Source organism: Nocardioides sp. (assembly GCF_024509035.1).
Taxonomy (GTDB): domain Bacteria; phylum Actinomycetota; class Actinomycetes; order Propionibacteriales; family Nocardioidaceae; genus Nocardioides.
Genome location: NZ_JANINT010000234.1, coordinates 1 through 25,172, shown reverse-complemented (window position 1 = coordinate 25,172; position 25,172 = coordinate 1). Strand labels below are relative to the sequence as shown.

Below are 25,172 nucleotides of genomic sequence, written 5' to 3'. Positions count from 1 at the left end.
GGCGCTCGGGGTGTACGCCGGCGAGCTCGCCGCCCACGGCTGGGACCTCGCCGCGGCGCTCGAGCGCACCTCGCTCCTCGACCAGGAGCTCGCGGCCGCCTGCCTGGGCCCGATCCGATCGTTCCTGCCGGCCGAGCCGCGCGACGCGATGCCGTTCGCGGCCGTGGTGCCGGTGTCCGAGGACGCCCCGGCCTACGACCGGCTGCTCGGGTGGTACGGCCGCGACCCGCACTGGACGCCCACGATCTGAGGGTCAGTTCGCGCCGACTCGGCGCAGTCTGGGGCTCAGTTCACGCCGACTCGGCGCAGGTTGCGGGTCAGTTCACGCCGACTCGGCGCCGACTGAGGGTCAGGAGGGGGACGCGCCCGGAAGGACGACGGTGATCCGCGCGCCGCCGGTCTCGGCCTCGCCGATCGTCACGGTGCCGCCGTGGGCCTCGACCAGCCCGTGCACGAGGTAGAGGCCCAGGCCGGATCCGCCGGTGGCCCCGGCCCGCCAGAACTTCGTGAACACCCGGCGGCGCAGCTCGGGCGCGATGCCGTCGCCCTCGTCCTCCACCACCAGGCGCACACCGGAGTCGGGGGCATCGGTCAACGGCTCCACCACCAGGCGGACCGTCCCTTCGCCGTGGCGGACGGCGTTCTCGACGAGGTTGGTCACGACCTGGGTGTACTTGTCGGGGTCGACCACGATCTCGGGCACGGTGGCGGGCGTCTCGAGCACCAGCGGCCGGCTGGTCGACGCCCCGACGGAGTCGACGACCCGCCGCGCCAGCAGCGCGGGGTCGGAGGGGCGCGGGTAGAGCTGCAGCCGACCAGTGTCGATGCGCGCCACGTCGAGCAGCTCCGCGATCAGGCGGCTGAGCCGGTCGGAGTCGGCGCTGACGGTGGTGAGCATCAGCTTCTTCTGGTCGTCGCTGAGCTTGTCCCAGCGGTTGAGCAGCGCCTGCACGAAACCCTTGACGCCGGTGAGCGGCGAGCGCAGCTCGTGGGCGACGGTCGCGACGAGGTCGGACCGTTCCCGGTCGAGCCGGGCCCGGCCGCGGCCCGACCGGATGCTCACTGCGACCCGCGCCACGGGCTGGTCGAGTCGCGGTCGCTCGATCCGGGCGACGACGAGGACCTCGGTGCCGTCGGGCAGCAGCCAGGACTGCTCGGGGACGCCGGTGCGGGTCGCCAGGCCGTCGTAGGGCCGGTTGACCGCGCACCAGGCGCGACCGTCGTGGTCGCGCAGCGCCAGCACCTCCCCGAGTGGCCGGCCCACCTGCGCCTCGCGCTCGAGGCCGAGAAACCGGGCGGCGGTCGTGTTCAGGGCCGTCACGACGCCGTCGGGACCGGCCAGGACCGCGCCGTCGGCTAGGGCATCGAGCTCGGGCTGGGTCACGTCCGCCACCTTAGCCACGGACGGGCGCGGCCTAGCGCCGCTGCGCGCGGGCCGAGGCGTAGAGGCAGAGCGCGGCGGCGGTGGAGAGGTTGAGGCTCTCGGCACGCCCGTGGATGGGGATGCGGACGCGGTGGTCGGCCAGGCCGGCCAGGTCACGGGAGAGGCCGTGCGCCTCGTTGCCGAACAGCCAGGCGGTCGGGCGGGCGAGGACGTCGTCGGCGTCGAAGAGGTCGAGGTCGCCGTCCGCCTCGGTCGAGAGGATCTGGAAGCCGGCCGCGCGAGCGGCGGCGACGGCGTCCACGGCGTCCACGCCGATGGCGACCGGCAGGTGGAAGGCGCTCCCGGCGCTGGCTCGGATCGTCTTGGCGTTGTAGAGGTCCACGGACTGGCCGGCGAGGACGACACCGCCGGCTCCGGCCGCGTCGGCGCAGCGGATGACCGTGCCGGCGTTGCCGGGGTCGCTCACGTGCGCGCACAGCGCGACGTAGCCCCCGACGAGCGCCTCGTCGAGCGGGACGTCGACGAAGCGGCACAGGGCGACCACCCCGGCCGGGGTGACCGCGTCGCTGAGCGCCTTGAGAGCGCGCTCGTCGACCCAGGTCACTGCGATGTCGTCGGGGAGCTCCGGCATCAGGTGGTCGCGGGAGGGACGGGCGAAGACCTCCACCACGACCCCGGCGTCGAGGGCCGCCTCGACGGCGTTGCGGCCCTCGGCGAGGAAGAGCCGCCGCTCGGATCGCTCCGAGCGGCGGCTCAACCGTCGCAGCTGCTTGATGCGGGCGTTGCCCGCCGACAGCTCGACGACGCTCAGGCCGAGACCTTGGGAGCGTTGACGTCCTCGGGCAGCGCGGCCCGAGCGGTCTCGACGAGCGCGTTGAACGCGGCGACGTCGTTGACGGCCAGCTCGGCGAGGATCTTGCGGTCGACCTCGACACCGGCCAGGTTCAGGCCCTGGATGAACCGGTTGTAGGTCATGCCCTGGGCGCGAGCCGCCGCGTTGATCCGCTGGATCCACAGCTTGCGGAAGTTGCCCTTGTTCTTGCGGCGGTCGTTGTAGCTGTAGACCAGCGAGTGGGTGACCTGCTCCTTGGCCTTGCGGTAGAGCCGCGAGCGCTGACCGCGGTAACCGCTGGCGCGCTCCAGGACGACCCGGCGCTTCTTCTGGGCGTTGACTGCCCGCTTGACGCGTGCCACGTGTTTACTCCTTGTTGCTCAGGTTCGGTGCGGGGGTCTCGACGAGCTCGACCACCCGAGGGTGGGGGCTGGTCAGAGACCGAGCATCTTCTTCGCGCGCGGGACGTCGGCCTTGGCGACCTCGACCGTGCCGGTCATCCGACGGGTGACCTTCGACGGCTTCTTCTCGAGGTTGTGGCGCTTGCCGGCCTTCTCGCGAAGGATCTTGCCGGACCCGGTCACCCGGAAGCGCTTGCTGGCACCGGAGTGCGTCTTGTTCTTCGGCATCTCTGCTCTCTCTTCTCGTCCTGCTGGGCGTGGTCTCTTCGTCGACCTCGACCACCACGGCTCCGCCTAGTGGTCTGGGCAGGCCCGGCCGGGGCCGGGCACTGCCCGAGGGTGTCTCAGGCCTCGATCTCGGGATCGAGGTTCTCGGAGCGTCCGCGCTCCTTCTTCTGGGCGACCGGCCCGGCGGCGTGGGCGGCGTCGCGCTCGGCGCGCTCCTCCGCCTCGTGGGCAGCACGCTCGGCGGCCCGCGACTCCTTCTCGGCCTTCATGTCGACCTTGGCGTCGGCCTTCTTCTTGTGCGGGCCGAGCACCATGATCATGTTGCGGCCGTCCTGCTTGGGCGAGGACTCCACGAAGCCCAGCTCGCTGACGTCCTCGGCGAGGCGCTGCAGCAGGCGGAAGCCCAGCTCGGGCCGGTGCTGCTCGCGGCCGCGGAACATGATCGTGATCTTGACCTTGTCCCCGGCGCGCAGGAAGCGCACGACGTGGCCCTTCTTGGTCTCGTAGTCGTGGGCGTCGATCTTGGGACGAAGCTTCATCTCCTTGATGATCACGTTCGTCTGGTTCCGACGCGCCTCACGAGCCTTCTGGGCGTTCTCGTACTTGAACTTGCCGTAGTCCATGAGCTTGCAGACGGGCGGCTTCCCCTGCGGGGCGATCTCGACGAGGTCGAGGTCCGCCTCCTGCGCAAGCTTCAGGGCCTGATCCGTGGGCACGATGCCCACCGTCTCCCCATTGGGTCCAACGAGCCGGACCTCGGGAACCCGGATCCGATCGTTGATTCGCAGCTCGGTGCTGATGTGTCCTCCTGATGGCAATGTGGCCGGAGGTCTCTGTCGCTCGACGCCCCCGAGAGGGGCGGCGCGAAATCAACAAAGGCTTCCGCTTGTCTGCAAGCGGAAGCCAGTCCGACGCCCCCCACGGGAGGGTGCGCCTCCGATGACCGCGTCTCCCAGGCGTACGGCGTACGCTGCGAGGCCTCGGCCCTCGGTGACCGGACCCGACGACCTGTGCTGCTGACCCATTGCTGGGGCGGTCGATGCGGGTGGGAGGCGATCGTGCGAGCCTCCGCTTGCGTGATCGGTCCCGCCGCTCGCGCGGTGGAACTGATCGGTCAACGCTGAATCGTAGCCGACGATTCCCCGTCGGGCCGAATCCAGGCGGTGCCGCCACCCACGCGTGCCAGCGCCCATCCGCGAGCGAGACCCTCGAGGTCCTCTCCCTCGACCACGAAGCGCGTCGGGCCGGCGATGTCGACCACCAGCGCGGCCGCCCCGTCCTGGAGAGCGGCCTGCGCGGCGACCGCCGCCGTCACGGGGACCGGCCGACCGTCGGGGTTCCACGCAGCGAGCGAGGCCGTGCCGGTGAACGCGAGCAGGGCGAGCCGGCCGTCGGCGCCCTGGAGGAGCACGGTCGCCATGTCGCTGGTCTTGTCGTGGGCGAGGCCGGCGTCGTCGTACTCGACCTCGCCGAGGACGGCCACCACCGGCACCAGCAGTCGCGCACGCTGCAGCGCCGCGAGCACACCGGCAAAGCTCCTCGTGGCCGTCGACCAGGCGTCGAGCGCCGCGACCAGCTCCGGGTCCGCGGTGCCGTCGTCGCCGGCGAACCCCGGGTCGGGGATCGTCGTCCGGTGCTCGCTCACACCGGCATTCTCGTCGCCTTCCGAGGCGGCCGCCAATCCGCGCCGACGGCGGGCGACGGTGGCGCCCGATGACCGCTCGTGTGGGACGCTTGACCGCGTGGACGATGCTTCGTGGGCGGCACTGACGCTGAGCCTGACCGTGCTCGGCGGCATCTGGACCTGGCTCTCCTTCCAGCGCCGAGGTCTCACCTCGGGACTGCGCGCCTTGGCCTTCACGCTGCTGCCGCTGGCGGCGTACCTCACCAAGACGCTGCGGATGTTCACGCGCATCGTGGACGCGATCGGCGACTGGGCGGCCAACCTCGCTCTCAACCCGACCACGTGGGCGGGCATCATCGTCGCCGGAGTGTCCGGCGTCCTGTTCGTCGTCTCGGGCGCCCTGCGCGCCCGCCAGCTGGGCGGCCGCCGGCCGAAGTCCGGGGACCCCGCGGCGCTCGCCGAGCCGCAGCGCACGACGCGGGGTGGTGCCCCGGCCATGGCGGCAGATGACGACATGGCGGAGATCGAGGCGCTCCTGCGCAAGCGCGGCATCAACTGATGGGCCGGCCCACGCCCGCGGGCCTGCCCGCGAGCAGCGCCGAGCGCAACCTGCTCTGGTCCCGCCTCGATGAGGCCGTCGCGGGCCTCGGCGCCCCTCCCGCCACACCGGTGTTCGTCGTCGACCTCGACGCCTTCGACGCCAACGCCGACGACCTGGTGCGACGCGCCGGCGGCAAGCCCGTCCGGCTGGCGTCGAAGTCGATCCGGGTGCCGGCGCTCATCTCCCGAGCGCTCGCGCACGACGGGTTCCAGGGCGTCCTCGCCTACACCCTCCGCGAGGCTCTGTGGCTGCACGCCCAGGGGCTCTGCGACGACATCGTGGTCGCCTACCCCACTGTCGACCGCGGCGCGTTGGCCGAGCTGGTCGCGTCGCCCTCGGCGGCCGGCGCGATCACGCTCATGGTCGACGACGTCGCGCACCTCGACCTCGTCGACTCGGTCCGCTCCTCCCCCACCGTGCCGGTCCGGGTGGCGCTCGACGTCGACGCCGGCCTGAAGGTGGCCGGTCGGCACGTCGGCCCGAAGCGTTCTCCCCTGCACGACGCCGAAGCCGTGATCGCGCTGGGCCGCGAGATCGTGGCGCGCGACGGCCTCCGACTGGTGGGGGCGATGACCTACGAGGGCCAGGTCGCCGGGCTCCAGGACTCGGTCCCGACGGCCCGGGCCCGCTCGGCCGTGGTGCGCCGCGTCAAGGCGATGTCACTGAACCAGCTCGGCGTACGACGGGGGGCGATCGCCGAGGCGCTGCGCGACCTCGCCGACCTGGAGTTCTGGAACGCGGGCGGATCCGGGTCCATCGAGGCTTCGGCGGCCGACCCGGTCGTCACCGAGGTCGCCGCCGGCTCCGGCCTGCTGGTGCCGCGGCTCTTCGACCACTACCGGTCGTTCCGACCGGTCCCGGCCGCGTTCTTCGGGCTGCCGGTCACCCGCAAGCCGGCGCCCGGGTTCGCCACGGTGCACGGCGGCGGCCTGGTGGCGTCGGGACCGATCGGACCCGACCGGCTCCCGACGCCCTGGGCGCCGGCCGGGCTGGAGCTGACCCCGCTCGAGGGCGCGGGCGAGGTGCAGACCCCGCTCGCGGGCGCGCCCGCAGACGACCTGCGGATCGGCGACCTCGTGTGGTTCCGGCACGGCAAGTCCGGGGAGCCCTTCGAGCACACCCCGACCGTCCACCTGCTCGCCGGACGCCGCCTCGTCGACACCGTGCCGACCTACCGCGGGTGCGGCCAGGCGTTCTAGTGGACACGGCGGGCCGGCTGCTCGACCTGGCGCGGTCGCGGCCTCCCACACTCGGCGCCGGGCGGCTGGTCTGCATCGACGGGCCCGCAGGCTCGGGCAAGACCACGCTGGCGGACGCGGTCGCCTCGCTCGCGCCCGGCACCACGGTGGTGCACATGGACGACCTGTACGACGGGTGGGACGGGCTCCCGCGGGTCGCCGAGCAGCTCGCCGGGCTGCTCGCGCCGCTGGCCCGAGGAGCGACGGGGAGCTACCGGCGCTACGACTGGCTCGCCGGGCACTACGCCGAGTCGGTGACGGTCACCCCTGGCGACCTGCTGGTGGTCGAGGGCGTGGGCAGCGGGGTCGCGCGGGTCGCCCACCTCGTGACGGCGCTCGCCTGGGTCGAGGCTCCGACGAGCGTTCGGCTGGAGCGCGGCCTGGCCCGCGACGGGGAGGCGGCGCGCCCACACTGGGAGCGCTGGCAGGTCGACGAGCAGGCGCTGTTCGCCCGGGAGCGGACGCGCGTGCGCGCCGACCTCCTCGTCGACACGAGCGATGGCGCGACACCCGCATCCGGCCGGCCCGGCACTCGGCCCTAGGGTGACGCCATGCTGCCTCCGAGTGGTGACCAGTACGAGATCGGGGGCAGCGGCTACCGGGCCGTGATCGCGCAGTGCGGCGCGACGTTGCGGGCCCTGGAGCACGACGGCGTGGCCCTGCTCGACGGCTTCGCCGCGGACGAGATCGCACCGGGCGCCCGCGGACAGCTGCTGGCCCCCTGGCCGAACCGGATCGGCGACGGTCGCTTCGAGCTCGGCGGTGAGGTCCACCAGGTGCCGATCGACGAGCCCGAGCACCACAACGCCCTGCACGGGCTGGTGCGGTGGGCCTCCTGGACCGTCGAGGACCACCGCGCGCAGTCCGTGACCCTGACCCATCGGCTGATGGCGCGGCCCGGCTATCCCTGGACGCTCGACCTCAGCGTCACCTACGAGGTGTCGACGGACGGGCTGCGCGTCACCCAGTCCGCGACCAACCGAGCGGCCACGCCGGCTCCCTACGCGAGCGGCGCCCACCCCTACCTCACCGTCGGCCTCGGGCCCGTCGACGGCTGGGAGCTGGCCCTGCCGGCCGCGACCCACCAGCTCGCCGACGACCGGTTGCTCCCCGCGGGGACCGAGCCGGTGGCGGGGACGGCGTACGACTTCCGCATCGCGCGCCTGATCGGCGCGGTCGGGTTCGACGACGGGTTCACCGACCTGGAGCGTGATGCTGATGGCGTCGCCACCGTCACGCTCACGGACCCCGACACCGGCCGCGGCGTGATGCTGTGGGTCGACGGGCGGCACCGGTGGCTGCAGGTCTTCAGCGCCGACGACGTCCCGGGGACCGCCCGGCGCTCGCTGGCCGTGGAGCCGATGACCGCTCCCCCGGACGCCTTCCGCACCGGCACCGACCTCGCGACGCTGGCTCCCGCTGGTCAGACCGGAGACACCCTCACCGCGTCGTGGGGCATCCGGTCCCGGCTCTGAGATCGCCTCGTCGTGCAGCTCCGGTCGTGCTCAGTCGTCCGTGGCCGGCGACCAGCCCGCGGGCACCTCGATGGTCGCGATCGTCTCGGTCAGGCTCGCCGCCGCCTCGGGTGGGAGCGACGTCGCGGCGTGAGCGTAGATGATCGGCTCCTCCTTGGAGTTGTGCCGGTCCAGCTGCGCGAGCAGCGTCCGCCCCAGGGCTTGGAGCCGATCGCTCGATCCCTCACCGTCCAGGGCGGCGTCGATCTCCTCCATCGTGCGCCACAGATCGCGGTGCTCGGTGAGCATCACGAACAGCGGCATCCGCAGCGCCGGATCCTGGAGCATCGGGAACAGGCACTCCTCCTCGACGAAGATGTGCCGACGCAGCGCGGCAAGCGCCGTCCGGAGCTGCGGGGCCCCGGCGATCCCGTGGGCGACGAAGTACTCGAGTCCGGCGTCGACCTCCTGATGCTCGCGCTCGAGTGCCTCCATCGGCGTCGTTGCGGCCAGCGTGGTGTCCCTCGGTGCCTCGTTCACGGTCGTCCTCTCCTCGATGACCAGTTTATACAATCACAACTTGTGTAAACTGGCGATCGTGACCTATGTGATCGGACAGCCCTGTGTCGACGTGACGGATCGCGCCTGCGTCGACGAGTGCCCGGTGGACTGCATCTACGAGGGCGCTCGCAGCCTCTACATCCATCCCGACGAGTGCGTGGACTGCGGCGCCTGCGAGCCGGTGTGCCCCGTCGAGGCGATCTACTACGAGGACGACCTGCCGCCCGAGCTCGCGCCGTACCTCGCCGACAACGCGACGTTCTTCTCCCAGCCGCTGCCGGGACGCGACGCGCCCCTGGGGGCGCCCGGTGGAGCGGCGAAGCTGGGAGCGCTCGGCGTCGACACTCCCCTGGTGGCCGGTCTGCCGCCCCAGACCGCATGAGCCGGGCAACGGGGAGCGGAGGACGGGAGCGGGTGCTCGCGATCCTCCGCGGCGCGCGGGAGCCGATGAGCATCGTCGAGATCGCCCAGCGGTTGGGCGTCCACGCCAACACGGTGCGATTCCATCTCGACACGCTCACCGAGCAGGGGCGCGTCGAGCGAGTCGCGCCGACGAACGCCGGCCCTGGTCGCCCTCCGCTGCTCTTCCGCGTCACGCCCGGCATGGACCCGGCAGGGCCGCGCCACTACGAGCTGCTCGCCGGAGTCCTGGTCGCGGGGTTGGCCGACGAGCCCGACGCCGGACACCGCGCCGAGCGCCTCGGGCACGCCTGGGGCACGGGCATGGTCGCCTCGCCGCCCACGCCGGAGACGGCCACAGAGGCGATGGACTCGCTCATCACTCTGCTCGCCGGTCTCGGCTTCGCGCCCGAGCCGCACGACGACGGCGATGGGCCGGAGATCGCCCTGCGGCACTGCCCGTTCCTCGAGCTCTCGCGCGCCGGCACCGACGTCGTGTGTCCCATCCATCTCGGCCTGATGCGGGGTGTGCTGGAGCAGCTCACCGGCGGGCTCGCCGTCGAGTCGCTCGAGCCGTACGTCGAGCCCGACCTGTGCCTGACGCGTCTGATCCTCAATCCCTAGGAGCAAGCATGACGACCGGAACCGATCCGACCATCGCATTCATCCTGTTCATCGCCGCGCTGGTCATGACGGTCGTCGTCATCGGCGGGTGCGTGTGGCTGGCCGTGCGGGCCGGCAACGCGACCAAGCCCCCCGTGGACTAGCTGGCGGAACGCTGCTCGACGAGGCTGCGCAGCTCTCGCACGGCGCGTCGCGCGCGGTCGCCGTCGGAGCCCTGGATGCCCATGGCCGCGACCGTGCTGCCGTCAGCGAGGTCGAGCGTCACCCACGGAGCGCCACGCGGCAGGTGCACGGCCACGACCTGGGCCCAGGCCAGCTCGCGGCGCCGGTAGCCGTTGACCACCACCAGTCGCTCAGGCTCGGCGACCACGCGGCAGCGCACGAGCGCGAACCACACGGAGAACGCCAGCAGGCCCAAGAACACCAGCGTGCCGAGCTGGAAGGCCGTGAACTTGTCGCGGGTCTCCTGGTCAAAGCCGACCCAGGCCAGGGCGAAGCACGCCAGCAGGCCCGCTCCCAGCACGACCCCCGCGACCCGGACCCCCAATGGGCGCCAGGTGCGCGGCAGCGCCGGGGCCGCGCCGCCCGGACCCCCGCCGGGGCTAGAGACGGCAGGCATGGATGTCGGTGAGCAGGATGCCGCGGGCGCCGATCTCGAACAGCTCGTCCATCAGTCGCTGGGCGCCGTCGCGCGGGACCATGGCCCGCACGGCCGACCACCCGTCGCGATGGAGCGGAGCGACCGTCGGGCTCTCGATGCCGGGGGTGAGACGTACGGCGTCGGTGACCCGGTCGGTCGGGATGTCGTAGTCCATCATCACGTAGCTCCGGGCGACCAGGACGCCCTCGATGCGGCGGCGGAAGATCTCGAAGCCGTCGGGCACGGCGCCGCTGCGGGTGATCAGCACCGCCTCGGAGTCGAGGATCGTCTCGCCGAAGGTCTCCAGCCCGGCTTGGCGCAGCGTGCTGCCGGTCTCGACGACGTCGGCGATCACGTCGGCGACACCGAGCTGGATGCTGGTCTCGACGGCGCCGTCGAGGCGCACCACGGTCGCGTCGATGCCGTGCTCCTCGAGGAACGAGCGCACCACCCCGACGTACGACGTGGCGATCCGGGTGCCGGCCAGCTGGGAGAGGTCGGTGAACGAACCCCGCGGTCCGGCGAACCGGAACCGGCTGCGCCCGAACCCGAGGCCACGGACCTCCTCGGCCTTGGCGCCGGAGTCCTTGAGCAGGTCGCGGCCGGTGATGCCGACGTCGAGGGTGCCCTCGCCGACGTACAGCGCGATGTCACGCGGGCGCAGGTAGAAGAACTCCACGCCGTTCTCGGCGTCGGTGAGCGTCAGCTGCTTGGCGTCGTCACGCTGGCGGTAGCCGGACTCACGCAGGATCTCGGACGCGGACAGGGACAGCGACCCCTTGTTGGGGACGGCGATGCGGAGCAGGGCCATCGGGGCTCCTCAGAGGTGGGCGTAGACGTCGTCGAGCTCGATGCCGGTCGCCAGCATCAGCACCTGGGCGTGGTACAGCAGCTGGCTGATCTCCTCCGCCGTGCGCTCGCGGCCCTCGTGCTCGGCGGCCATCCAGGACTCGGCGGCCTCCTCGACCAGCTTCTTCCCGATGGCATGCACGCCGGCGTCGAGCTCGCGCACGGTGCCGGATCCCTCGGGGCGGGACCGGGCCTTCTCGCTCAGCTCGGTCCAGAGCTCGTCGAACGTCTTCACATCGCGCAAGCCTACGGGGCGGTGGTCGCGAGCTCCTTCAGGGTCCGGGCGGTGAGCAGCGCCGCGGACGTGGCCTCGTAGCCCTTGTCCTCCTTGGAGCCCTCGAGACCCGCGCGGTCCAGCGCCTGCTGGTCGCCGTCGCAGGTGAGGACCCCGAACCCGACGGGGATGCCCCGGTCGAGCGCGACCCGCACCAGCCCCTCGGTGGCGGCCTGGCAGACGTAGTCGAAGTGCGGCGTCCCGCCGCGGATGACCACGCCGAGCGCGACGACCGCGTCGTAGCCCTGCCGGGCCAGCGCGTCGGCCACCACGGCCAGCTCGAAGGCACCCGGCACGCGGACCAGCGTGTGCTGCGTCACGTGGTAGTCGGCGAGGGCGCGCTCGGCTCCCGCCACCAGGCCGTCCATCACCTGGGTGTGCCAGCTGGCCGCGACGACGGCGACCTTGAGGTCGCTGCAGTCGACGGTGTCGAGGACGGGGGCACCGTGTCCGGTCATCGGTCAGACTCCGTTCTGGGTCAGGGTCTCGGGCATCTCATCGGCCAGGTGAGGCAGATCGTGACCCATTCGGTCGCGCTTGGTCAGCAGGTAGGCCAGGTTGTGGTCGTTGGGGTGCGGCGTCAGCGGCACCCGCTCGGCGACCGGCACGCCGAAGTCCTCGAGGTTCGAGACCTTGTCGGGGTTGTTGGTCAGCAGCCGCACGCTGCCCACGCCGAGGTCGCGCAGCACCTGGGTGGCGGTGCCGTAGTGGCGCGCGTCCGCGGGCAGTCCGAGGTCGAGGTTGGCGTCGACGGTGTCGCGGCCGCCGTCCTGCAGCTGGTAGGCCTGGAGCTTGGCGACCAGCCCGATCCCCCGGCCCTCGTGACCACGCAGGTAGACGACCACCCCGCGGCCCTCGGCGACGATCCGCTCGAGCGCCTCGTCGAGCTGCGGTCCGCAGTCGCAGCGATAGCTGCCGAACACGTCGCCGGTCAGGCACTCGGAGTGCACGCGGGTCAGGACCGGCTCAGGTCCGCTGATGTCGCCGTGCACGAGCGCGATGTGCTCGGAGTCGTCGACGGTGATGCGGTAGCCGTACGCCGTGAAGTCGCCGTGCCGGGTGGGCAGCCGGGTCTCGGCGACCCGCTGCACCAGGTTCTCGTGGCGGCGCCGGTAGCGGACCAGGTCGTCGATCGAGATCATCGCGAGGCCGTGCTCGTCGGCGAAGGCGCGCAGCTCGGGAGCGCGCTTCATCGTGCCGTCGTCGTTGACGACCTCCACGAGGACGCCCGCCGGGGTCAGGCCCGCGAGCCGGGCCAGGTCGACGGCCGCCTCGGTGTGCCCGCGCCGGGCCAGCACGCCACCCTCGCGGTAGCGCAGCGGGAACACGTGGCCGGGTCGGGTGATCTCCCACGGCTCGGTCGCCGAGTCGGCCAGCACGCGGGCGGTGTGGGCGCGGTCGGCCGCCGAGATGCCGGTCGTGACGCCGTCGCGGGCGTCGACCGAGATCGTGTACGCCGTGCGCAGCTTGTCCTTGTTGTGCGGGGTCATCAACGGGATCTCGAGCCGGTCGAGCATGGCGGCGGGCATCGGGACGCAGATGACGCCACTGCTGTGCCGGATCGTGAACGCCATCAGCTCCGGCGTCGCCTTGCTGGCGGCGAAGATGATGTCGCCCTCGTTCTCGCGGTCCTCGTCGTCGACGACCACGACGGCCTTGCCGGCGGCGATGTCGGCGACGGCGCGCTCGACGCTGTCGAGGCGGATCTGGTCGCTCATGCGGAGACTCCTTGCTCGGCGGTGATCTCGACGGGGCCGGTCGGCCCGGAGGTCGTGGTGCGGCGCTCGGCGCGCCACCAGGTGACGAACCCGATCACGCAGAAGCCGCCGTAGAACAGGTACATGCCGGCTGTCGGGTAGTAGCCGGCGTTGACCAGCGTGGTGACCCCGACGACGTCGACGGCGACCCAGACCAGCCAGAACTCCACCCAGCCGCGGGCCATGCCGTAGGTCGCCAGCAGCGAGCCGGCGAGGATCCAGGCCTCGGTGCGCGGGCCCCAGGACCCGATCTGCTGGAGCAGCGCGTAGGCCAGCACGTAGCCGACCGCCGCCATCGCCAGCAGCGCCAGGCGCTCGGGGCCGCTGGCCCACCGAGGCGTGATCGCCCCGCCGTCGCTCGCGCCACCGTCTCGGCGCAGCCGGGCCCAGCGCCACCAGCCGTAGAGGCTGGCGACCGCGAACATGACCTGGCGACCGGCCTGGCCCCAGAGCGGCTCGGAGACGGCGTTGCTCAGCTCGCCGCTCACGAAGACGGTGAACAGCAGCACGTTGCCGATCAACCCCACGGGCCAGGCCCACACGAGGCGCCTCATCCCGAGCAACGCGCTCCCGAGGCCGAAGAGGTTGCCCACGACCTCGCGCACCGAGAGATACCCGTCGCCGACCTGGACGGTCCCGTTCAGCAGCCAGTCCAGCATCAGTTCGTCCTCTCCTGCTCGGCATCGCGGTGGGCGAGCAGCTTCTCGACGTGCTTGGCGAGGATGTCGACCTCGAGGTTGACCCGCTCGCCGACCTGGCGGCGGCCCAGCGTGGTGCGGGCCAGGGTCTCGGGGATGAGGCTGACCGTGAACCGGTCGTCGTGCGCCTCGACGACCGTGAGGCTGACCCCGTCGACCGTGATCGAGCCCTTGTCGACGAGGTAGCGACCCAGCTCGGGAGGCATCTGGATCTCGACGACCTCCCAGTGCTCGCTGGGCGTGCGGGCGAGCACCGTGCCGACGCCGTCGACGTGGCCCTGGACGATGTGGCCGCCGAGCCGCTTCTCGGCGGTCACCGCGCGCTCGAGGTTGACCCGGTCACCGGGGCGTACGCCGTACAGGCTGGTCTTGTCGAGCGTCTCCTGCATCACGTCGGCGGTCCACGTGTCGCCGTCGCGCTCGGCGACGGTCAGGCAGCAGCCGTTGACCGCGATCGAGTCTCCGAGGCCGGCGTCCTCCAGGACGGTCCCGGCCCGGATGCTGAGGCGGATCGCGTCGCCCTGGTCCTCGACGGCAGTGACCGTGCCGAGCTCCTCGACGATTCCGGTGAACATCTCAGTCCTTCCCTGGCGCGAGGGTGAGCCGCACGTTCGGCTCCTCACCCTCGAGCACGGTGATGTCGGTGACGCGAGGACGCAACGCGTCCGCGATGGTGGTGATTCCGAGGTCGGCGACGGCACCGCGACCCGCGCCGAGCAGCATCGGCGCGACATAGGCGACGATCTCGTCCACGAGCCCCGCGCGGACGAACGCCGCGGCCAGCGTGGGCCCGCCCTCGAGGAAGACGTGTCGGCGGCCGCGATCGAACAGGTCGGCGAGCGCCGCCTCGGGGTCGCGGGTGCGCAGGTGGACGGTATCGGCGTCGGCGTTGAAGACCCGGCGCCCGGGGTCGAGGTCGCGCTCCCCCATCACCGCGCGCAGCGGCTGGTGCTCGCGCGGCCGGTCGTGGTCGTCGCGCACGGTCAGCAGCGGGTCGTCGACCGCAATCGTGTTGGTGCCGACGAGCATCACGTCGCAGGTCGCCCGCAGCCGGTGGGTGTCGCGCCGCGCGGCGGGCGAGCTGACCCACCGGCTGGTGCCGTCGGCGGCCGCGCTGCGGCCGTCGAGCGTGCTGGCGAACTTCCAGGTGACGAACGGGCGGCCGTGGGTGAGCCCGAAGGTCCAGAACCTGTTGAGCCGCGCTGCCTCCTCGGCCAGGAGCCCGTGCCCGACGTCGATGCCGGCCGCGACCAGCGTCGCCGCGCCCCCGGCGGCCTCGGGGTTGGGGTCGGGCCGGGCGAAGACCACCCGTCGTACGCCCGCCCCGACGAGCGCCTGCGCGCACGGACCGGTGCGACCGGTGTGGTTGCACGGCTCGAGCGTGACGACGGCGGTGGTGCCGCGGGCCTGATCGCCGGCCCGGGCGAGCGCGTCGGCCTCGGCGTGGGCCGTGCCGGCGCCGCGGTGGTGGCCCTCGGCGACCGTGCGGCCCTCGTCGTCGAGGAGCACGCAACCGACCCGCGGGTTGGGACCCAGCGGGACCCCGGGCGTCGCAGCCAGCTCGAGGGCGCGCCGCATCGCCGCCTGCTCGGCACCGGTGAACGTCATCTGGTCTGCCCCTCGTGTCCGCTCACGGACTCCGGGGCTGACGGTCCGCTCCGCACGTGAGGACACGTGCCGACGACACCTGCGTGCGCTTCCCATCCGGACTTTGACCGTCGGTCCAGGACTCTCACCTGGTCAACCGGTCACTGGCTGTGACCGGGTCGCGGACTTCTGGGCGTCAACCCAGTCACCGCCGGCTCGGAATTACACCGACCCCAGAGCACGCGAGCTCGAAAGCTCGTCGTGGACGAGTCTGCCACAGCACCGCTCGGCACCGATCGTGAGTCGGACCACAGGGTGGAACGCCGCTCCGGCTGCGGGCTGTTGCCGTTTGGTCACCAACGACATGCCCCGGGGCGGGATCCTTGCGGTTGGTGACCAAACGACACATGTCCGCGCCGGGCCATGGACCATCGCCGTTTGGTCACCAACGACATCCGCCGCAGCGAAATCACTGCGGTTGGTGACCAAACGACAGAGATTCCGCCCCGGCGGACGGCAAAAGCCCAGGTCAGGAGGCTGCGGACTCGGCCTTGGCGCGCAGCTCGGCGACCATGCGGTCGGGGTCGTCGGCGGAGTAGACGGCCGAGCCGGCGACGAACGTGTCGGCGCCGGCCTCGACGCAGCGCTCGATCGTGTCGAGGCTGACGCCGCCGTCGACCTGCAGCCAGGTCTCGACGCCGTGCTTGTCCATGAGCTCGCGGGCCCGGCGGATCTTCGGCAGGCACAGGTCGAGGAACTTCTGGCCCCCGAAGCCGGGCTCGACGGTCATGATCAGCACCATGTCGAGCTCGGGCAGGAGGTCCTCGTAGGGCTCGATCGGGGTGGCGGGCCGCAGGGCCATGCTCGCCCGCGCGCCGTGGGCACGGATCTCGCGGGCCAGTCGGACCGGCGCCCGGGCCGCCTCGACGTGGAAGGTGACCGAGCCGCAGCCGGCCTCGACGTACGCCAGGGCGTTGCGGTCGGCGTCCTCGATCATCAGGTGCGCATCGAGGGGTACGTCGGTGGAGCGGGCCAGCGCCTCGATCATCGTCGGGCCGAAGGTGAGGTTGGGGACGAAGTGGTTGTCCATCACGTCCACGTGCACCCAGTCGGCACTGGGGATCCGCGCCACCTCCTCGCCGAGGCGTGCGAAGTCGGCGTTGAGGATGCTCGGCGTGATCTGGATGCCCACGGCCGGTCAGTCTAGGGGGCCGCCGACGGGTCGTCCGGCTCGGCCGGCGTCTCGGCCCCGGCGCGCTCGTCGCGCTCGGCCCACTCCAGCAGCGGCGCGATGTCGTAGGGCCCGCGTCCTCCACCGTCGTCGATGTCGGCGTGCAGGTCGCCCAGCTCGGCGAAGCGCGCCGGCACGGTGAAGATCGTGAAGTCGTGGGGGTCGGCGTCGTCGACCTCGTCCCAGCGGATCGGCGTCGAGACCCGGGCGTCCGGCAGGCCGCGCACGGAGTACGCCGCCGCGATCGTGTGGTCGCGGGCGTTCTGGTTGTAGTCGACGAAGACCGTCGCCGGGTCACGGTCCTTGCGCCACCACGTCAGGTCGACCTCGTCGGGGGCACGGCGCTCGACCTCGCGGGCGAACGCGAGCGCGGCCCGGCGCACGTCCTTGTGGCCGTGCTCGGGCTTGATGCGGACGTAGACGTGCAAGCCCTTGCTGCCGCTGGTCTTGGGGAAGCCGACGACGCCGAGCTCGTCGAGGACCTCGTGCACGACGTGAGCGACCCGCCGCACGCGGTCGTAGGAGCAGTCCGGGCCCGGGTCGAGGTCGATGCGCCACTCGTCGGGCTTCTCGGGGTCCTCGCGCCGGCTGTTCCAGGGGTGAAACTCCACGGTCGACATCTGCACCGCCCAGATCACCGCCCCCAGCTCGGTCACGCAGAGCTCGTCGGCAGTCCGGTTCCAGCGCGGGAAGTGCAGCCGGACGGTCTCCACCCACGGCGGCGCACCCTGCGGCAGCCGCTTCTGGTGGACCTTGTCACCGGCCAGCCCCTTGGGGAAGCGGTGCAGCATGCACGGGCGCTCGAACAGTGCGTTGACGATGCCCGGCCCGACCGCGAGGTAGTACTCGACCAGGTCGAGCTTGGTGGCTCCCGACTCCCCTGGATTCCGGGGAGGGAAGTACACGCGATCGGGGTTGCTGATCCGCACGACCCGGTCGTCGACCTCGATCTCGACGGAGGGCGGCTTCGACGGCATGCGGCCAATGTAGGGGGTGGTGCGTCGTACGGTGCCGGCATGGACTTCGACCAGCCACCCGTGGTGCGGGTCTGGGCCGACCCCGACCGGCCGCTGCCCGAGCGGAGGTGGCCGATCACGATCCCGGCGGTCCAGCAGCTGGTTCGCGACGGGCTCGACCTCTCGCCCTTCGTCACGTTCCTGGTCGGCGAGAACGGATCCGGCAAGTCGACGATCGTCGAGGCTGTCGCCGAGGCCTACGGGCTTGGCCGCGAGGGCGGTTCCACCGGCAGCCGGCACGCCACCAGGTCCTCGGAGTCCCCGCTGGGCCGGACGCTCCGGCTCCAGCGGGGACTCGGCGCCGCACGGTGGGGATTCTTCCTCCGCGCGGAGACGATGCACGGCTTCTACAGCTATCTGGAGGACAACCCCGCGCGTGCGAACGAGGACCGACGCGAACCGGTGTTCCACGAGATGAGCCACGGCGAGTCGTTCCTCGAGGTGCTCCGCACCCGGTTCGACTCCCCTGGCTTCTACTGTCTCGACGAGCCCGAGTCGGCGCTGTCGTTCTCCGCCCAGCTCGGGTTGATCGGCACCCTGGGCCGCATCGTCGAGGAGGGCGGCCAGGTCCTGTGCGCGACCCATTCGCCCGTGCTCGCCGCCATGCCGGGCGCCACGATCCTCGAGGTGGGCGACTGGGGCTACCGGCGTACGACGTGGGACCGGCTCGAGCTCGTCCAGCACTGGAAGGCCTACCTCGACGCGCCCGGGCGCTACCTGCGCCACGTGCTCGACTAGCGAGCGGGCAGCAGGTGCAACGCAGCCATCGCTCGAGGAGTCATAGGGGTGTGATCACCGATGCCGGCAAGGACAGCGAGGACTTCGGGGACTTCGTGCGCGCCACCGGCACGCAGCTCTACCGCCAGGCGCTGCTGCTGACCGGCGACCACCACCTGGCCGAGGACCTGACCCAGACGACGTACGCCAAGGTCTACGCCTCGTGGCGCCGGGTGTCGCGGGCCGACAACCCGGTCGCCTACGCACGCACGACCCTGCTCAACTCCTTCTTCTCCCATCGTCGGCTGCGCCGCTCGGGCGAGCTGCCGACCGACCCGACCCTCGGACGCGAGAGCTCCGCGCCCGAGGACGACCCCGAGACCAGGCTGGACCTGCTGGCCGCGCTCACCATCCTGCCGCCCCGCGACCGGGCGGTGCTGGTGCTGCGCTACTGGGAGGACCGCTCGGTCGCCGACACCGCACGCGATCTCGGGATGACCGAGACAGGCGTACGGACCCGATCGCGACGCGCCCTCCAGCGGCTCCGGCCACTTCTCGGCGCAGAGCTCACCGAGAGGACCATGTGATGGAAGACCCCATGCCGTTCGGCACCGCGCTGCACGACCGGGTGCGCGACGAGCACCCCGACCTCGACCACCTGGTCCGAGTCGCGACGCGCTCCGGCACCCGCATCCGGCGGCGCCGCCACGCGATCGCGACCGCGGTGACCGCCAGCGGTGTCGCCGCGGTGGCGATCGGTGTCGCCATGCTCGGCGGGTCAGACCTCCGATCGGGTGGCGAGCCCGACGTCGCCGTCCAGCCGACCGCGCCGGCCTCGCACCCCGTCGACCAACCGCCCCGCACCCGGGCGGAACGCGCCCACGCCCGCGCGCTGCGGGCCCTGCAGGACGCGCCGGTGTACGTCGACTCCCCCGACTGGCGCTGCGACCAGCCGCTGGACGAGAAGTTCATCTGCACCCACGGCGCGGCCTCCGTGGTGGTGGTCTGGCGTCCGGCCGAGACCTGGGCGGACTACCAGGACCCCGCGAAGGCCGGACCGGAGACCTTCATCAGCGACGTCCACGGCCAGTTCTTCGCCACGGTGAACGCGGGTCCGGACACCACGCACGCCCAGGTCGTCGAGGTCGGTGAGGCCCTCATCTGGGCGGAGTGATGCTCAGCCCGCTCAGGCCGTACGCCGCAGCAGGGCCAGGAACATCGCGTCGGTGCCGTGCCGGTGCGGCCACAGCTGCACGGTGCCGGGCATCGGGCCCTCGCTGCGCGGGATGTCCGGCAGCAGCGCCTGGGCGTCGGCGAGCTCGGCATCGTCTCGACTCTCAAGCACCGACGACACCACCCCGCGGGTCTCGGAGATCACCGGCGAGCACGTCGCGTAGAGGACCACGCCGCCCGGGCGGACCAGGTCGAGGGCCGAGGACAGCAGCCGGCGCTGCAGCAGCACCAGGCTCAGCAGGTCGTCCGCCCGACGGCGCCACCGGGCCTCGGGGCGCCGTCGGAGCGCTCCCAGGCCCGTGCAGGGAGCGTCCACCAGCACCCGATCGAAGGCGGCGGGTGCGAACGGCGGCGCCGTCCCGTCGGAGGTGACGACGCCCAGGCTGCCGTCGGCGCCGCGCAGCGCGCGCTGCACGAGCCGGGCGCGGTGCTCCTGGCGCTCGGCCGCGACCAGCGAGGCACCCCGCTGGGCGGCGAGCGCGGCGAGCAGCGCGGCCTTGCCGCCGGGGCCGGCGCACAGGTCCAGCCAGCGACGGTCGGCCCCCTCCACCGGCGCGGCGGCGAGCGCGGCCGCCACGAGCTGGGAGCCCTCGTCCTGGACTCCCGCCCGTCCCTCGGTGACCGCCGGGATCTCGCCGGGGTCGCCCCCCGCGAGGACCACGCCGTACGGCGAGTAGGGCGTCGGCTCGCCGGGCAGCTCCTCCGGGGTGCTGCGGCCCGGTCGGGCGACCAGGGTCACGCGGGGCGGCTCGTTGTCGGCGGCCAGCAGGTCGAAGAGCTCCTCGGCACCGACGGCCGAGCGCAGCTCGTCGACGATCCAGCGCGGGTGGCTGTAGGCGATCGAGGCGAAGCGCGTCGGCGCCACCCGCGGGTCGGGGGCGACCCGACCGATCCACTCCGCCAGCTCCTGGCGGGCGACCTGGCGCAGCACGGCGTTGGCGAAGCCACCGGCTCCCGAGCTGACCTTGGCGCGCACCAGGTCGACGCTGGTGCTGATGGCGGCGTGGGTCGGCACCCGCATCGAGAGCAGCTGGTGGGTGCCGAGCCGCAGGATGTCGAGCACCTTCGCCTCGACCTTGCTCAGCGGCCGGTCGACACAGGCGGCGAGGATCGCGTCGTAGGTGCCGCGGCGGCGGATCGTGCCCGACACCAGCTCGGTGACGAACGCCGCGTCCCGGCCGGTGAGGCCGTGCTGGCGGAGCACGGAGGGCAGCACCAGGTTGGTGTAGGCGCCGTCGACGCGCACGGCCTTCAGCACCTCGAGGGCGGCGAGCCGGGCCGGGTCGACGGAGGGCCGGGTGCCGGCCCGGCCGCCGCGCTGCGGCCCCCGCGGGCGGGGGTCACTCATCCGCGAAGAACTTCTTCGACAGGCTCGCAGGCGCCTTGGCGGCCCAGGCGTCGGTGATGATCTCGGTCAGCTCCTCGCGCTCGATCTCTCCGAGACGGGACTGCTGGACCAGGACGGCGGAGTAGCCCCGGAAGTGGTCGATGGTGAAGAACGGCAGCCGCTCGTCTCTCACGAGCGCCTGCTTGTCGGCCTCCGTGGCCGTCGTGATCACCAGCAGGTCGTCGTACGGCTGCCCGGTCGCCGGGTCGATCGCGGTCCTGCCCGGGGCGCGGTAGAGCACGAACCCCTTGCCGCGGACCTTGTACGTCGGGCGGTCGCCCCACGACGTACCCAGCTCGACCTCGGGCAGCGAGCGGCAGATCTCGTCGACGACCGGGTCCAGGGCACGGTCCGGATCAGGACCAGTGAGCTCGGGCGCCGGGGGGCTCATGGTCATGACCGTAGCGAGCCCAGCCTCAGCTTTCACCGAAACGCCTCACCAATTCGGACGCCGGAGTCCACCCGTACGCCCCGGGCCCAGTCCGCGGCCGGCATCTGCTTGCGTCCATGGGGGCGGACGTCACCCAGGCGGACGGCCTCGGTGGCGGTGCCGACGAGCACGGCCTGCTTGGTCACCTCGAGGACGCCGGGCTCCAGGCGCTGGTCGGTACGCGTGACCGGGCCGAGCTTGAGCCGCTCCCCCGCGAACGTCGTCCAAGCGCCGGGAGCAGGGGTGCACGCACGGACCTGCCGGTCGATCGCGGCCGCCGGCTGGGTCCAGTCGACACGAGCGTCGTCGACCTCGAGCTTGGGCGCGTAGGAGACGCCGTCCTCCTGCTGGGGGTGCTCGAACAGCACGCCGTCCTCGATGCCGTCGAGGGTCGCGACCAGCAGGCCGGCACCACCCTCGGCGAGGCGGACCAGCAGGTCGCCGGCGGTGTCGGTGGGCCGGATCCGCTCGGTCATGACGCCGTAGGTCGGACCGGCGTCGAGCTCCTTGACGATGCGGAAGGTCGTGGCTCCGGTCACCTCGTCCCCGGCCCAGATCGCGTGCTGGACCGGCGCGGCGCCACGCCAGGCCGGCAGCGCGGAGAAGTGCAGGTTCACCCACCCGTGCGGGGGGATGTCCAGCGCGGACTGCGGCAGCAGCGCGCCGTAGGCCACCACCGGGCAGCACTCGGGCCGCAGCGCCCGCAGCTCGTCCTGGAACGCCGGGTCGCGCGGGTGCTCGGGCTTGAGGACGGGTACGCCGAGCTCCTCGGCGCGCAGCGCGACCGGGCTGGCGACCAGGCGCCGGCCGCGACCCGTCGGCGCGTCGGGACGGGTCACGACGCCCACGAGCTCGTGCCGCGAGGCGGCCACGGCGTCGAGGACGGGAACGGCCACCTCGGGGGTGCCGGCGAACACGACTCTCATCGAGTGGCCACCTAGAACCCGAGCCCGTTGGTCGCGTGCGGGGAGACCTTGACCTGCGGCTGCTCCAGACCGAACCAGTCGGACTCGCGGATGGCCTTCATCGCGGCCTTGCGGGCCTCGGGGTCGAGGCGGTCGATGAACAGCACGCCGTCGAGGTGATCGGTCTCGTGCTGGATCGCCCGGGCCAGCAGCTCGGATCCCTCGATGACGACCGGTTCGCCGTACATGTTGAAGCCGTGGGCGACCACGGACAGCGCACGCCGGCAGTCGATGCTCAGGCCGGGGATCGACAGGCACCCCTCGGGGCCGTCCTGGACCTCCGCGGAGAGGTCGAGGCGCGGGTTGATCAGGTGGCCGACCTCGCCGTCGACGTACCACGTGAACGCGCGGAGCCCCACGCCGATCTGCGGGGCGGCCAGGCCCGCGCCGGGGGCCTCGAGCATGGTGTCGGTGAGGTCCTCGACCAGCCGGCGCAGCTCCTTGTCGAAGTCGACGACCTCGACGGCGGGTCTGCGCAGGACAGGGTCCCCGAGGAGACGGATCGGCTGAATGGCCACGCGCTCAGTCTAGGGATCGCTCTCACATGCCGTCCGGGGAGGCTAGGTTGCGAACATGCTGCAGGACGTGCGCGAGTACATCGATCACCTCCGCATCGACGGGCACACCATCGGCGAGGACCACGACGACGACCCGATCCTGCTCGACCCCCAGGGCCGGGCGGTCGACACCTGGCGGGAGAACTACCCCTACGAGGAGCGGATGCCCCGCGAGGAGTACGACGAGACCAAGTACCGCCTGCAGGTCGAGCTGCTGAAGTTCCAGAACTGGGCGCAGGACACGCACACCAAGCACGTGCTGCTCTTCGAGGGCCGCGACGCCGCCGGCAAGGGCGGCACGATCAAGCGGTTCATGGAGCACCTCAACCCGCGCTACGCGCGCACGGTCGCGCTGACCAAGCCCAGCGACCGTGAGCAGAGCCAGTGGTACTTCCAGCGCTACGTGCAGTACTTCCCGACCGCCGGGGAGATGGTGCTCTTCGACCGGTCCTGGTACAACCGCGCGGGCGTCGAGCGGGTGATGGGCTTCACCACCGAGCCGGAGTACGAGCAGTTCATGGTCCAGGCGCCGCTGTTCGAGCGGATGCTGGTCGACAGCGGGATCTCGCTGACGAAGTTCTGGTTCTCGGTGACCCAGTCCGAGCAGCGCACGCGCTTCATCATCCGCCAGGTCGACCCGGTGCGGCAGTGGAAGCTCTCCCCCATCGACCTGCAGTCGCTGGGCAAGTGGGACGCCTACACCGAGGCCAAGGAGGCGATGATCCGCCGCACGGACACCGAGTGGGCGCCCTGGTTGACGGTGAAGAGCAACGACAAGAAGCGCGCCCGGCTCAATGCGATGCGCGCGTTCTTGTCCCGCTTCGACTACGAGGGCAAGGACTCCCACGTGGTCGCCGAGCCCGACCCGCTGATCGTCCGTCGCGGCATCGACGCCGTCGGCGACTGACTCGCGGGAGACACCGCGGAGCCAGCCGCTACAGCGTCGGCGGGTCGACCTGGATGCGTACGGCGTCGAGCTTGCGGCTCGAGCGCACCCGTTGGAGCTGACCGAGCGCCTGCGAGAGCGCGGCCCCCTGCCCGCGAGGCACCCGCACCACCACTCGGGACTCGCCGTCGCCGAGGTCGACCGGTCCGAGCACCTCGGCCCCGGCCGGGGCGTCGAGCAGCGTCAGGGCGTCGTCGATCGCGCCGGGCTCGCCGGTGACGGTGGCCAGCCGGCTGGCCGGTGGGAGGTGCGCCTCGAGGCGCTGCTCGGTCTCGCGGGCGGCGAAGCCGGCCGGGTCCCACCGGACCAGCGCCTGGAGCGCGGGCTGGGCGGCGTCGCCCACGGCGACGACCCGGCCGCCGGGGCGTACGAGAGCAGCGGCGTTCGTCCAGCGGCGCAACGCCTCCTCCTCGGCGCGCAGGTCGATGCGTGCGAGCAGCAGCCAGGTGTCGAGCAGCACCACCGCCGCGTAGCCGCCCTCCGCCACCGGTTCGGCGCCGGGCGTGGACACCACGATCTGGGGCTTGGGTCCGACCGCCGCCACCACGGTGTCACCGGAGCTCGAGCGCACCGTGACGCCGGGGAAGGCCCGGCCCAGCTCCTCGGCGGTGCGGGCGTCGCCCAGCACCGGCGCGCGGAGCCCACGGTAGCCGCACTCGCGGCACGACCAGTCCTCGGCCACCGTGGCGCACCAGCGGCACGCCGGAGGGGTCGTCGGCCCGGTGAGCGCCAGCGGTCCCTGGCAGGCGGCGCAGCGTGCGGGCGTGCGACAGCGCTCGCAGGCCAGCGCGTTGACGTAGCCCAGGCGCGGGGTCTGGACGAGGACGGGTCCCTCGGCGACGCCGTCGCGCACGGCGAGGTGGACCTCGCGGGGGATGCGTGCACCCCGGGCATGGGTGTCGCGCCGGTCGGAGTCCCCGGCGATCGTCACGCTCACGCGGCGGCGTACCTCCTCGCGGGTCGGCCCGAGCTCCGCGGCCCAGCCGGTGCGCACGAGGTACTCCCCCTCCACGGTCCGCACGAATCCGCCCACCAGCGCGGCGGTGCCCTCGCGCTCGGCGCGCAGCAGCAGCGTCTCGCGGGTGTGGGGGTAGGGCGCACGGGGCTCGGCGTGCAGGTCGTCGCCGTCGTCCCAGACCACGACGAGACCGAGGTCGTGGACCGGCGCGAGGCTCGCCCCGCGCGTGCCGACCACGATCCGCCGGGCCCCCCGGGTGATGGCGAGGAAGTCGCGGTAGCGCGCGGCCGGACCGGAGTCGGCGGTCAGCGTGACGTGCTGTCCCTCGCCGAGCACTGCGCTCAGCGCGGCGTCGACGCGCGCCACGTCCTTGTGGTCGGGGACGCAGACGAGGCTCCCGCGACCCGAGGCGTACGTTGCCGCGACGGCGTGCGCGACCAGCGTCGGCCAGTCGGTGGCGGGTGCGGCGCACCAGACCGCGCGGGGGGCACCGCCCTGGGCGAGGTGGCGCAGGAAGGCCGCGCCGGGCTCGTGCCCGGCCCAGGCAGCCTCGGCCGCCGCCGGGTCGTGCCCGCCCCACG

33 protein-coding genes, 1 pseudogene and 1 riboswitch are annotated in these 25,172 nt (G+C 72.5%); of the genes and pseudogenes, 12 read left to right on the top strand and 22 right to left on the bottom strand.

Features of this window, described 5'->3' with window-relative positions; all coding sequences use genetic code 11:
• Window positions 1–250: pseudogene (locus Q0L15_RS16555) on the top strand (TIGR03086 family protein); the annotation flags it as partial.
• A gap of 99 nt (window positions 251–349) precedes the next feature.
• Here Q0L15_RS16555 and Q0L15_RS16550 read toward each other — a convergent pair.
• From Q0L15_RS16550 to Q0L15_RS16525, 6 genes are all read right to left on the bottom strand, one after another.
• Window positions 350–1,384, bottom strand: a complete 1,035-nt coding sequence (locus tag Q0L15_RS16550) for a PAS domain-containing sensor histidine kinase (RefSeq protein WP_296605552.1) — start codon at window positions 1,382–1,384, stop codon at window positions 350–352.
• 31 nt (window positions 1,385–1,415) lie between these two features.
• On the bottom strand, window positions 1,416–2,141 hold the full coding sequence (locus tag Q0L15_RS16545; protein ID WP_296605551.1) for an RNA methyltransferase: 726 nt from the start codon (window positions 2,139–2,141) through the stop codon (window positions 1,416–1,418).
• Window positions 2,142–2,191: 50 nt separating this feature from the next.
• Entirely contained in the window at window positions 2,192–2,578 is a 387-nt protein-coding gene (rplT, locus tag Q0L15_RS16540; protein ID WP_284533751.1) for a 50S ribosomal protein L20, read from the bottom strand.
• A gap of 72 nt (window positions 2,579–2,650) precedes the next feature.
• Window positions 2,651–2,845, bottom strand: a complete 195-nt coding sequence (rpmI, locus tag Q0L15_RS16535; RefSeq protein ID WP_028636711.1) for a 50S ribosomal protein L35 — start codon at window positions 2,843–2,845, stop codon at window positions 2,651–2,653.
• 116 nt (window positions 2,846–2,961) lie between these two features.
• A complete protein-coding gene (gene infC, locus Q0L15_RS16530; RefSeq protein WP_296605550.1) occupies window positions 2,962–3,663 on the bottom strand; it encodes a translation initiation factor IF-3 in 702 nt (233 codons plus the stop codon).
• Between the two features lie 296 nt (window positions 3,664–3,959).
• Window positions 3,960–4,490, bottom strand: coding sequence for an SseB family protein (locus tag Q0L15_RS16525; RefSeq protein WP_296605549.1), 531 nt, complete (start codon window positions 4,488–4,490; stop codon window positions 3,960–3,962).
• Between the two features lie 97 nt (window positions 4,491–4,587).
• Between Q0L15_RS16525 and Q0L15_RS16520 the strand changes: the two genes are divergently transcribed.
• The 4 genes from Q0L15_RS16520 to Q0L15_RS16505 are packed head-to-tail and all read left to right on the top strand — an operon-like array spanning window position 4,588 to window position 7,783.
• The gene (locus Q0L15_RS16520) at window positions 4,588–5,028 is read left to right on the top strand and encodes a hypothetical protein (protein ID WP_296605548.1); all 441 of its coding nucleotides are present in this window, start codon (window positions 4,588–4,590) and stop codon (window positions 5,026–5,028) included.
• The gene (locus tag Q0L15_RS16515) at window positions 5,028–6,269 is read left to right on the top strand and encodes an amino acid deaminase/aldolase (RefSeq protein ID WP_296605547.1); all 1,242 of its coding nucleotides are present in this window, start codon (window positions 5,028–5,030) and stop codon (window positions 6,267–6,269) included. The genes Q0L15_RS16520 and Q0L15_RS16515 overlap by 1 nt, the downstream gene beginning before the upstream one ends.
• Window positions 6,269–6,850: an AAA family ATPase gene (locus Q0L15_RS16510; protein WP_296605546.1), complete on the top strand. Its 582-nt coding sequence runs from the start codon at window positions 6,269–6,271 to the stop codon at window positions 6,848–6,850. The genes Q0L15_RS16515 and Q0L15_RS16510 overlap by 1 nt, the downstream gene beginning before the upstream one ends.
• Before the next feature lie 9 nt (window positions 6,851–6,859).
• Window positions 6,860–7,783 (top strand): aldose 1-epimerase family protein, encoded by a 924-nt coding sequence (locus Q0L15_RS16505; protein ID WP_296605545.1) that lies wholly within the window; start codon window positions 6,860–6,862, stop codon window positions 7,781–7,783.
• Between the two features lie 30 nt (window positions 7,784–7,813).
• Here Q0L15_RS16505 and Q0L15_RS16500 read toward each other — a convergent pair whose 3' ends face one another.
• Window positions 7,814–8,302 carry a hemerythrin domain-containing protein gene (locus Q0L15_RS16500; RefSeq protein WP_296605544.1) on the bottom strand — a complete coding sequence of 163 codons (489 nt, stop codon included), beginning with the start codon at window positions 8,300–8,302 and terminating at the stop codon, window positions 7,814–7,816.
• Between the two features lie 58 nt (window positions 8,303–8,360).
• On the opposite strand from Q0L15_RS16500, the gene fdxA reads away from it, so the two are divergent.
• Genes fdxA through Q0L15_RS16485 form a run of 3 tightly spaced genes read left to right on the top strand, consistent with a single transcriptional unit; the run spans window position 8,361 to window position 9,489 of the window.
• Entirely contained in the window at window positions 8,361–8,705 is a 345-nt protein-coding gene (gene fdxA, locus Q0L15_RS16495) for a ferredoxin (RefSeq protein ID WP_296605543.1), read from the top strand.
• Between the two features lie 32 nt (window positions 8,706–8,737).
• Entirely contained in the window at window positions 8,738–9,346 is a 609-nt protein-coding gene (locus Q0L15_RS16490; protein ID WP_366939589.1) for a helix-turn-helix domain-containing protein, read from the top strand.
• 8 nt (window positions 9,347–9,354) lie between these two features.
• Complete coding sequence (locus Q0L15_RS16485; RefSeq protein ID WP_296605541.1) at window positions 9,355–9,489, top strand: hypothetical protein; 135 nt, start codon at window positions 9,355–9,357, stop codon at window positions 9,487–9,489.
• On the opposite strand, the gene Q0L15_RS16480 is transcribed toward Q0L15_RS16485, so the two are convergent.
• The 10 genes from Q0L15_RS16480 to ligD all read right to left on the bottom strand — a co-directional run bounded on the left by Q0L15_RS16480 (window position 9,486) and on the right by ligD (window position 17,359).
• Entirely contained in the window at window positions 9,486–9,965 is a 480-nt protein-coding gene (locus Q0L15_RS16480) for a PH domain-containing protein (protein ID WP_296605540.1), read from the bottom strand. The genes Q0L15_RS16485 and Q0L15_RS16480 overlap by 4 nt on opposite strands.
• Entirely contained in the window at window positions 9,949–10,797 is an 849-nt protein-coding gene (hisG, locus tag Q0L15_RS16475) for an ATP phosphoribosyltransferase (RefSeq protein WP_296605539.1), read from the bottom strand. The genes Q0L15_RS16480 and hisG overlap by 17 nt, the downstream gene beginning before the upstream one ends.
• A 9-nt stretch (window positions 10,798–10,806) precedes the next feature.
• Window positions 10,807–11,070: a phosphoribosyl-ATP diphosphatase gene (locus Q0L15_RS16470; RefSeq protein WP_296605538.1), complete on the bottom strand. Its 264-nt coding sequence runs from the start codon at window positions 11,068–11,070 to the stop codon at window positions 10,807–10,809.
• 11 nt (window positions 11,071–11,081) lie between these two features.
• Entirely contained in the window at window positions 11,082–11,567 is a 486-nt protein-coding gene (ribH, locus tag Q0L15_RS16465) for a 6,7-dimethyl-8-ribityllumazine synthase (RefSeq protein ID WP_296605537.1), read from the bottom strand.
• Window positions 11,568–11,570: 3 nt separating this feature from the next.
• Window positions 11,571–12,827 (bottom strand): bifunctional 3,4-dihydroxy-2-butanone-4-phosphate synthase/GTP cyclohydrolase II, encoded by a 1,257-nt coding sequence (locus Q0L15_RS16460; protein WP_296605536.1) that lies wholly within the window; start codon window positions 12,825–12,827, stop codon window positions 11,571–11,573.
• Entirely contained in the window at window positions 12,824–13,525 is a 702-nt protein-coding gene (gene pnuC, locus Q0L15_RS16455) for a nicotinamide riboside transporter PnuC (protein ID WP_296605535.1), read from the bottom strand. The genes Q0L15_RS16460 and pnuC overlap by 4 nt, the downstream gene beginning before the upstream one ends.
• The gene (locus tag Q0L15_RS16450; protein WP_296605534.1) at window positions 13,525–14,139 is read right to left on the bottom strand and encodes a riboflavin synthase; all 615 of its coding nucleotides are present in this window, start codon (window positions 14,137–14,139) and stop codon (window positions 13,525–13,527) included. The genes pnuC and Q0L15_RS16450 overlap by 1 nt, the downstream gene beginning before the upstream one ends.
• A 1-nt stretch (window position 14,140) precedes the next feature.
• On the bottom strand, window positions 14,141–15,172 hold the full coding sequence (ribD, locus tag Q0L15_RS16445; RefSeq protein WP_296605533.1) for a bifunctional diaminohydroxyphosphoribosylaminopyrimidine deaminase/5-amino-6-(5-phosphoribosylamino)uracil reductase RibD: 1,032 nt from the start codon (window positions 15,170–15,172) through the stop codon (window positions 14,141–14,143).
• 79 nt (window positions 15,173–15,251) lie between these two features.
• A riboswitch (FMN riboswitch) is annotated at window positions 15,252–15,397 on the bottom strand.
• 283 nt (window positions 15,398–15,680) lie between these two features.
• Window positions 15,681–16,343, bottom strand: a complete 663-nt coding sequence (gene rpe, locus Q0L15_RS16440) for a ribulose-phosphate 3-epimerase (protein WP_296605532.1) — start codon at window positions 16,341–16,343, stop codon at window positions 15,681–15,683.
• Between the two features lie 11 nt (window positions 16,344–16,354).
• Window positions 16,355–17,359: a non-homologous end-joining DNA ligase gene (ligD, locus tag Q0L15_RS16435; protein WP_296605531.1), complete on the bottom strand. Its 1,005-nt coding sequence runs from the start codon at window positions 17,357–17,359 to the stop codon at window positions 16,355–16,357.
• Between the two features lie 39 nt (window positions 17,360–17,398).
• Between ligD and Q0L15_RS16430 the strand changes: the two genes are divergently transcribed.
• Genes Q0L15_RS16430 through Q0L15_RS16420 form a run of 3 tightly spaced genes read left to right on the top strand, consistent with a single transcriptional unit; the run spans window position 17,399 to window position 19,289 of the window.
• The gene (locus tag Q0L15_RS16430) at window positions 17,399–18,136 is read left to right on the top strand and encodes an AAA family ATPase (protein ID WP_296605530.1); all 738 of its coding nucleotides are present in this window, start codon (window positions 17,399–17,401) and stop codon (window positions 18,134–18,136) included.
• Between the two features lie 50 nt (window positions 18,137–18,186).
• A complete protein-coding gene (locus Q0L15_RS16425; RefSeq protein WP_366939587.1) occupies window positions 18,187–18,702 on the top strand; it encodes a SigE family RNA polymerase sigma factor in 516 nt (171 codons plus the stop codon).
• Complete coding sequence (locus Q0L15_RS16420; RefSeq protein WP_296605529.1) at window positions 18,702–19,289, top strand: hypothetical protein; 588 nt, start codon at window positions 18,702–18,704, stop codon at window positions 19,287–19,289. The genes Q0L15_RS16425 and Q0L15_RS16420 overlap by 1 nt, the downstream gene beginning before the upstream one ends.
• A gap of 12 nt (window positions 19,290–19,301) precedes the next feature.
• On the opposite strand, the gene Q0L15_RS16415 is transcribed toward Q0L15_RS16420, so the two are convergent.
• Genes Q0L15_RS16415 through def form a run of 4 tightly spaced genes read right to left on the bottom strand, consistent with a single transcriptional unit; the run spans window position 19,302 to window position 22,648 of the window.
• Window positions 19,302–20,696, bottom strand: coding sequence for a transcription antitermination factor NusB (locus tag Q0L15_RS16415; protein WP_296605528.1), 1,395 nt, complete (start codon window positions 20,694–20,696; stop codon window positions 19,302–19,304).
• Window positions 20,689–21,126, bottom strand: a complete 438-nt coding sequence (locus Q0L15_RS16410) for an MmcQ/YjbR family DNA-binding protein (RefSeq protein WP_296605527.1) — start codon at window positions 21,124–21,126, stop codon at window positions 20,689–20,691. Before Q0L15_RS16410 ends, Q0L15_RS16415 begins: the two co-directional genes overlap by 8 nt.
• A gap of 32 nt (window positions 21,127–21,158) precedes the next feature.
• Window positions 21,159–22,091, bottom strand: a complete 933-nt coding sequence (gene fmt / locus Q0L15_RS16405; protein WP_296605526.1) for a methionyl-tRNA formyltransferase — start codon at window positions 22,089–22,091, stop codon at window positions 21,159–21,161.
• A gap of 11 nt (window positions 22,092–22,102) precedes the next feature.
• On the bottom strand, window positions 22,103–22,648 hold the full coding sequence (gene def / locus Q0L15_RS16400) for a peptide deformylase (protein ID WP_296605525.1): 546 nt from the start codon (window positions 22,646–22,648) through the stop codon (window positions 22,103–22,105).
• A 55-nt stretch (window positions 22,649–22,703) separates the two neighbouring features.
• On the opposite strand from def, the gene ppk2 reads away from it, so the two are divergent.
• Complete coding sequence (gene ppk2 / locus Q0L15_RS16395) at window positions 22,704–23,594, top strand: polyphosphate kinase 2 (protein WP_296605524.1); 891 nt, start codon at window positions 22,704–22,706, stop codon at window positions 23,592–23,594.
• 28 nt (window positions 23,595–23,622) lie between these two features.
• Here ppk2 and Q0L15_RS16390 read toward each other — a convergent pair.
• Window positions 23,623–25,172, bottom strand: a 1,550-nt coding sequence (locus Q0L15_RS16390; protein ID WP_296605523.1) for a primosome assembly protein PriA, incomplete at its 5' end; no start/stop codon positions are given.

Coding starts and splice junctions, on each gene's coding strand:
- rpmI (WP_028636711.1), bottom strand. CDS start 2,845: ATGCCGAAGAACAAGACGCACTCCGGTGCCAGCAAGCGCTTCCGGGTG.
- Q0L15_RS16515 (WP_296605547.1), top strand. CDS start 5,028: ATGGGCCGGCCCACGCCCGCGGGCCTGCCCGCGAGCAGCGCCGAGCGC.
- Q0L15_RS16505 (WP_296605545.1), top strand. CDS start 6,860: ATGCTGCCTCCGAGTGGTGACCAGTACGAGATCGGGGGCAGCGGCTAC.
- Q0L15_RS16485 (WP_296605541.1), top strand. CDS start 9,355: ATGACGACCGGAACCGATCCGACCATCGCATTCATCCTGTTCATCGCC.
- Q0L15_RS16480 (WP_296605540.1), bottom strand. CDS start 9,965: ATGCCTGCCGTCTCTAGCCCCGGCGGGGGTCCGGGCGGCGCGGCCCCG.
- hisG (WP_296605539.1), bottom strand. CDS start 10,797: ATGGCCCTGCTCCGCATCGCCGTCCCCAACAAGGGGTCGCTGTCCCTG.
- ribH (WP_296605537.1), bottom strand. CDS start 11,567: ATGACCGGACACGGTGCCCCCGTCCTCGACACCGTCGACTGCAGCGAC.
- Q0L15_RS16460 (WP_296605536.1), bottom strand. CDS start 12,827: ATGAGCGACCAGATCCGCCTCGACAGCGTCGAGCGCGCCGTCGCCGAC.
- pnuC (WP_296605535.1), bottom strand. CDS start 13,525: ATGCTGGACTGGCTGCTGAACGGGACCGTCCAGGTCGGCGACGGGTAT.
- Q0L15_RS16450 (WP_296605534.1), bottom strand. CDS start 14,139: ATGTTCACCGGAATCGTCGAGGAGCTCGGCACGGTCACTGCCGTCGAG.
- ribD (WP_296605533.1), bottom strand. CDS start 15,172: ATGACGTTCACCGGTGCCGAGCAGGCGGCGATGCGGCGCGCCCTCGAG.
- ligD (WP_296605531.1), bottom strand. CDS start 17,359: ATGCCGTCGAAGCCGCCCTCCGTCGAGATCGAGGTCGACGACCGGGTC.
- Q0L15_RS16430 (WP_296605530.1), top strand. CDS start 17,399: ATGGACTTCGACCAGCCACCCGTGGTGCGGGTCTGGGCCGACCCCGAC.
- Q0L15_RS16420 (WP_296605529.1), top strand. CDS start 18,702: ATGGAAGACCCCATGCCGTTCGGCACCGCGCTGCACGACCGGGTGCGC.
- Q0L15_RS16415 (WP_296605528.1), bottom strand. CDS start 20,696: ATGAGTGACCCCCGCCCGCGGGGGCCGCAGCGCGGCGGCCGGGCCGGC.
- Q0L15_RS16410 (WP_296605527.1), bottom strand. CDS start 21,126: ATGAGCCCCCCGGCGCCCGAGCTCACTGGTCCTGATCCGGACCGTGCC.
- fmt (WP_296605526.1), bottom strand. CDS start 22,091: ATGAGAGTCGTGTTCGCCGGCACCCCCGAGGTGGCCGTTCCCGTCCTC.
- ppk2 (WP_296605524.1), top strand. CDS start 22,704: ATGCTGCAGGACGTGCGCGAGTACATCGATCACCTCCGCATCGACGGG.